The following is a 6,000-nucleotide window of genomic DNA, read 5'->3' on the forward strand; positions in this document are numbered from 1 at the left end:
CCTGAAATTATCGCTACCTCATAGATCGACTAGTACGCAAAAACGGGACGAGTGCGCCTCGTGCTTGCCCGCACTACACGGGGTCTCGGTCTCACCCGTGGTGGTTGAACTCCTGGAGGAGCCTCTACGGGCTAGATGCCAAGGATCAACAAATCTTCCGTCGAGGTCTCCCCAGCGGCCCCGGCAAAGAGTTCAAATGCAGAAACAATTGCGGCCTTTTCGTCGGGTGACAATACGGACAGGATTTCGGCAATATTGTCTCGGCGCTGCTCGAGGGCATGAGTGACAAGGTTTTGTCCCGCTGGAGTGAGTTCAATGAGTACCTCCCGTCGACTGGTTGGTCGGGTTGTCCGCCTCACCCAACCGGCTTCGACAATGCGATCGATTGCCCGGCTCAACGTGGAGGGAAGGACGCCGATGGCTTCGCCCAAGACGCCCATCCGCAGGGGTCCCGAGTTGTCCAACACCACGAGAACACGAAACTGGGGCAGAGTCACGATTTCCAGGACGCCTGCGACGGATCGAGCCACCACACCCATCAACGCACGAGAAGCTGTCAACGCGGCGTCCGCCGCGCGAGCATCAGAATCATTGACAGGAATTACGTGAGTCCTCATCTCTTGCAATAGTTGCAAACACGCAACGATTGCAAGCATACACTTTTGGTGAGTTTGCTCCAAGATGAAGCTCAATGCCAAAAGGTAATCACCTCAACGAAGTGGCTTCGTCGACTCCGGCTCTCGGAAACCTATCTACAGTTCGCACCGGAACTCGATAGGGGGAAACGTCACGCTGCGGGGCACGGTATGCGCCCTGGGTCCTATTCGTCTAAGGACCTGCCAAGGAGCCAGAGCGACTGCCGCCGCCGCCGGATAAACGAGGTCCCGCAAAGGGGACGGCCATCGCGACAGATCTGGGGCCAAACCACCCGTGGGCCGTGCGCGCCGATGCCGTGTCACTTGGGAACCCTAACCGGGAACGGGAACCGTCGCAGTCAGTGGTTTGCTGTGACAGTCAGGCGATGGTTGTGAACGGTGATTACGGCCAGTGTGACGAGAACAACACCGACGACAACGATCATGCTCCATGTTCCATGGGCATTTGTGAGTGCGACCCCGCCGAAGACAAGGAGTCCTGCGCCAATGCTCCGCATCGCGATGGATCCAGCCGGGAGGACCGGAGGATTCCGGTTGAAGGGGATTCTCGTGTCGGGGTTGGCCCGAATTGTGCGGATCAAGGACGCGATGAAGAGCATGGCTCCCACGGCTCCCACGACTGCCGCAATCCACCCAAACACATCCATGCCGCTAAGCATACTGATGCGGACCTGCGGATTTTTCAGCTCGGGTTGCTCTGGCTCCTCAACCTCCCGTTGCTCGTCAGCGAACGCGCTCATCGACAAGGGTGATGCAGCCTGACAGCGTCTCGAAAGCCGTCAAGGCGCGAACGGACGGATCAGGAACTTGATGTGACGATTCCCCGCAACGGGCCCCCCTTCGGGGCAATAGCAAATGGGCTATCGAACGCGGGCGGTGGCGTGTTGACTAACACGCGTCTGCAGCCTACCCGCCCCTGATCTGCCCCGAGAATGGATTCGATCCGGAACTATCGCCGTCCGCGGCCAAGAAGACGTTCAGGCACTCTTTTCACCGCAACGCCACTGAACCACCAGCCGTCCGCGACTACCGCACGGAGCCCGTGAAACTCGTGGAAGGCCTGCACAGCGGTACCCTCGGCTGCCATGCCCCAGAAAATGCCGGGCACCTGATAGTTGGGATCGATCACGAGGTCGAATCCGAAACCACACAGCTGATCCGCGAGATACGCGAACAAGCACTGGCGAGCTAACCCCCGTGACGACCTATTGCGAGTCCCTCATCCGCAGGCACGGGCCGCACGAGCCTAAGCGGGCCATCCGACCTCAAAGGCAGGACCATCCGGCGTGGGAACGCAGCGGCCGAAGCCGCCCAGCGTTCCCTCATTGACTAGACAGGTGCGGATACTCTCTACGCCGCGGTGACGATCACCCGCGGCAGCCGTCGGCTCGAAGCTGTTGGGTTGGCCTACGTGGCCTGGAAAATTCGGACGACGGCTGTGCCGAACTCCAAAGTGCGTCAGGTCGCCTCTACCCACGGGATAACGCGGTCACAGTTGATTCGGGATGCGGTGCTGAGCTACGTCCACGCCCTTGCCTTAGACACTCCGTTCACCGATGGGTGACGTTCACTGCTCCTCAGCCGTTCCATTCGATTTTTCGGCGAGGCCATCCCAACACACACAGCTGCGGCTCATTTTGACAAGACCCCGTGACAAGCACGCATAGCGCGACAACGCACCAGCTCCGCGCAACAATGGACTTAGACACGTGTCCGAACTGTCGAGGAGATGATGATTTTGGTCAATAGAGACGAGATTGAAGACGATGGCCGCCACCCTGGCTGGCAGTTCGAGTTGCACAAGCCAAATAGGACGCACCGCGCAGAAATACCGGCTGCGGACATCCAACGACTCGAACGACTGTGGGAACTAGTTAGGCACGAGGAACGCATCCCCGACACCACGGGCGTGGAGATTGATGCATTGATTGAGTATTGGGGCCGAGAGGGGTACTCAGCCGATCAGATCGCCGTCGCGACACAACTACCGCTTGAAACGGTCACTGAATTGCAAAAGAACCCGGGAGTCGCCGCCCTATTCAATTCCCGACAGCGGTAACAGAACGTGCCTCAAAGTCAATCTTGAAGGGCGAAGACATCGGCATTTTCGACGATGGTCGTTTGCGGAATTCTTAGAGCCAAGAGGACAAGGACGCCAATGAAGACGAGCCCCTCCATAAGGACGCCTTAAACTAGGAGCAGCCCGGCCGCCCAGCGATATTGCAGCCGCTGAGTAGTGTCCATTCCGCAACCATATCGGCCACACGACAGTTCGAATGTCGAACCGTCAGCGGGACAGTGCTTGGGCCCGCATAGACGTGTGACAGCATGTCCCATGCCCACCTTTACCTTTTCCGAGTCGAAGCACCTCCCGCGACATGACCTCGTTGGTCTTTATTCAAGCGTCGGGTGGACGGCGTACGCAAGCGACCCAGATGCCCTTGTCCGTGCCGTGGAGCAGTCATCGTACGTCCTGACGGCGAGCAACGAGGACGGCGAACTTGTGGGACTGGCCCGGGTCATCTCCGACAACGCCACCATTTGTTATCTCCAAGACATCCTTGTGAGCCCCCGCCAACAACGCGCCGGCCTTGGCAAGGCTCTGGTTGAAAAGGTCCTGGAGCGCTACGTCCACGTTCGACAGAAGGTACTTCTGACCGATGACGAACCGGGCCAGCGCGCATTCTACGAATCCCTGGGTTTCATTGAAGGAAGTGACTTCAGCCCGACGCCCTTGCGTACTTTCGTTCAGATCGGGGGCTAAGAGCAAAATAGTTCGTCTTCAAGAGGGGAACCTTGAGAGGAACGCTTGTCCGACGGCGTTAGAAAAGCGGGACGCCCGCGAGCTCGTCTGGCAGCTAGGGCGCCGATATGGGGAGGAGAAGCACGTTGTTTGCGATCGTCTCCTGCCAGTTGCCGGTCCCGATGGTCCGCGAGCCTCCCACACCGATTGAGGCCCAGTCGAATCCGATCTGGATCTCGGGCATCGAGACGTCGGCTACCCACCATTGCGTCCAGGTCACCTGCGGCACTGCGCCACCGGCGATGACCTGAAGATCTCGCCCATTGGGCCTACGAGTTTCGTTTGAATAGCGTTCGTTTGAATAGCGTCGCCCTCCTGCAGAAACCCAGAAGTCGACCCCTTCCCTGTCGGGGAATCGACCGAGAAACGTAGGACCGAACGGCAAGTCGAATCGCTTCAGGACCTCCTTCGAGACCACGAGACGAACCGTGAAGGTGAATCCCCTGCTGTACCCCCGAACATCTTCCAGCCACAGCGAGAAGTCGGCCGTTCTCGTAAGGACCTCCCGTCCGAGCAGGGCTGCAGGAATCTCCCTCCGGACGCAGTGATCCCAATCGCCGCGGGCACGGTCATCTTCGGCCATCGCGTCGCGTCGGGCATCAGCCGGCTCAGAAGGGGGCGCCATCTCTGCTCCTTTGTCCTAGAAACCGAATTGACAGCGGTCTCGCCTGTCCGAGTCGCGGGGCTGACTTGAGTTCCACGCTATCGAGGACTGTAATATCTGTCACCTTTTGCATTATCTGCAATCCGGCGGCTGCCTCCGGTGGGCCACTGTTGGCCTCCCGCGCCAACCGACAGGTTGGGCGCTTTCCCCGGCCCTGCCAGATGCGTTTCGTCAGCCAACCCCTATCGGAACTGTTTGAGAGCTTCGCTGTACTGATGGTGATCGTCCCGGGTCTCCTCCGTCACGAGGAGCGTGTGCCGTCCGATGACGCGCGTATAGGAGCCTTGGCAGGGGATGCTGACAATTTTCGTCAGCCCGGCTTGCCATGCTGGGATCAGCGCACTCAGCGACAAGCGTTCCGGATCATCCGCGAGGGACGTCGGGCGACGTTGTGTGCGTGCATGGAATTGTGAAAGATTCCACATCTCCTTTTCTTCCGTAAAGGCTTCGTCGCCGAAAGAGCTCCTCCAGGACGGCCCGACCATGCTGGCCAACAGGTCGACGCGTTCCGGTGACTCATCTAGAGTGTGCTGGAGCCGGTCGAAGATCGTGTTGTCTTGAATCAGACCGGCATGGTGAATACATGCGTTCCAGGTCCCCGGCCACGCGTCCAACCAGGCTGCGGTCGAGTCGGTCGACTCGGTCTGGGCGTGCGCTCGCACTGAATCGTCCGACAGGAGGGGAGGAAAGTCATTGCCGACCGGGTAAAGATTCCACGCCTCCCGAACCCAGAGCAGATCAACCAACGTGTTCGGGTCATCGTCGACGGTGATGAGCATGTCGTGAGGCCAGGGATTCCCAGGCATCGGTAGAGATGAGCGCAATGTTTTCTCCCCAAGAGCGGATGCCGGACAGTCTCACATAGAACGCCGACCGTAAGGGGAACGGCGGATTCAACCGGTCGTCGCAACACTCGATTTTTGTGAGGTGTTGTACGTGTGGTCGAAGTTTGAACTGGTGGAGAAGCAGGCGCGGTTTTGGGTGTTGATGAGTCACGGCTCGACGCTGACTGCAGCGTGCGATGCTGTCGGGGTGAATCGACGAACTGGACGGCGTTGGCGTCAAGCAACCGGTGGGCGGATCCCTCTTCCTGAGGCGGAGCGGTCGGGGCGGTACTTGTCCTTGGAGGAGCGGCTGCGGATCGCGGACTTGCATCTGGGTGGCACCGGCGTGCGGGCGATCGCTGCTCTGGTGGGCCGGTCTGCTGCCACGATCAGTCGAGAGCTCGCTCGAGGCGGGTCCAAGACTGGCCCGCAGGCACGGACGAAGTACGCCCCGTATGCGGCGCAGAAGCAGGCCGAGCTTCGCGGACGTCGCCCGAAGGCCAGCAAATTCGACCATCCGGAGCTGGCGCTCTTGGTGCAGAAAAAGTTGTGCGTGAAATGGAGTCCGGAACAGATCAGTGATCATTTGGCTGCGGTGTTTCCCGATCGGCAGGAGATGCGAGTCAGCCCAGAGGCGATCTATCAGGCGCTTTACGGGGGCGGGCGGGGTGACTTGCGCGGTGATCTGCATCAGCATTTACGCACCGGCCGCGCCATCCGGCATCCGAGACGGCCCGCTGCGAAGAACTCGGGCAAGATCCCGGATATGACCATGATTAGCGAGAGGCCGGCGGAGGTTGAGGACCGAGCCGTGCCGGGGCATTGGGAAGGAGATCTAATCTTGGGGTCACACTGCCGGTCGGCGATCGCTACGTTGGTGGAGCGTCAGACGCGGTTCACCATGCTCGTCCACCTTCCCGGTGATCACGGCGCGATCACGGTTCGCGAGGGGCTGTTGGCCGCCATCAAGACTCTCCCCGAGCACTTGGTGAAGACTCTGACGTGGGACCAGGGCACCGAGCTGGCTCAGCACCGGAAGATCACGCTGGCCAC

8 protein-coding genes are annotated in these 6,000 nt (G+C 59.8%); 4 read left to right on the plus strand and 4 right to left on the minus strand.

Translation table 11 applies throughout. The annotated features are described in order from the left end of the window. Positions 1-131: 131 nt before the first annotated feature. Together BLS91_RS18395 and BLS91_RS18400 are read right to left on the minus strand one after the other, a co-directional pair. Entirely contained in the window at positions 132-656 is a 525-nt protein-coding gene (locus tag BLS91_RS18395) for a MarR family winged helix-turn-helix transcriptional regulator (protein ID WP_092342381.1), read from the minus strand. 338 nt (positions 657-994) lie between these two features. Further along, the gene (locus BLS91_RS18400; RefSeq protein ID WP_092342383.1) at positions 995-1,396 is read right to left on the minus strand and encodes a hypothetical protein; all 402 of its coding nucleotides are present in this window, start codon (positions 1,394-1,396) and stop codon (positions 995-997) included. 302 nt (positions 1,397-1,698) lie between these two features. Between BLS91_RS18400 and BLS91_RS20395 the strand changes: the two genes are divergently transcribed. The 3 genes from BLS91_RS20395 (at position 1,699) to BLS91_RS18415 (ending at position 3,420) form a co-directional block, all read left to right on the plus strand. Continuing rightward, positions 1,699-1,848 (plus strand): hypothetical protein, encoded by a 150-nt coding sequence (locus BLS91_RS20395; protein ID WP_158252772.1) that lies wholly within the window; start codon positions 1,699-1,701, stop codon positions 1,846-1,848. A 537-nt stretch (positions 1,849-2,385) separates the two neighbouring features. Further along, complete coding sequence (locus tag BLS91_RS18410) at positions 2,386-2,715, plus strand: hypothetical protein (protein ID WP_092342387.1); 330 nt, start codon at positions 2,386-2,388, stop codon at positions 2,713-2,715. Positions 2,716-2,991: 276 nt separating this feature from the next. Next, a complete protein-coding gene (locus BLS91_RS18415; protein ID WP_092342388.1) occupies positions 2,992-3,420 on the plus strand; it encodes a GNAT family N-acetyltransferase in 429 nt (142 codons plus the stop codon). 94 nt (positions 3,421-3,514) lie between these two features. Here the strand turns inward: BLS91_RS18415 and BLS91_RS18420 are convergent, their stop codons facing one another. Further along, positions 3,515-4,084 (minus strand): hypothetical protein, encoded by a 570-nt coding sequence (locus BLS91_RS18420; RefSeq protein WP_092342390.1) that lies wholly within the window; start codon positions 4,082-4,084, stop codon positions 3,515-3,517. A 221-nt stretch (positions 4,085-4,305) separates the two neighbouring features. After that, on the minus strand, positions 4,306-4,902 hold the full coding sequence (locus BLS91_RS18425) for a hypothetical protein (RefSeq protein WP_092342392.1): 597 nt from the start codon (positions 4,900-4,902) through the stop codon (positions 4,306-4,308). A 157-nt stretch (positions 4,903-5,059) separates the two neighbouring features. On the opposite strand from BLS91_RS18425, the gene BLS91_RS18430 reads away from it, so the two are divergent. After that, the coding region (locus BLS91_RS18430; RefSeq protein ID WP_139165830.1) for an IS30 family transposase at positions 5,060-6,000 on the plus strand (941 nt) is incomplete at its 3' end.

This window comes from Cryobacterium flavum (assembly GCF_900103805.1).
GTDB lineage: Bacteria > Actinomycetota > Actinomycetes > Actinomycetales > Microbacteriaceae > Cryobacterium > Cryobacterium flavum.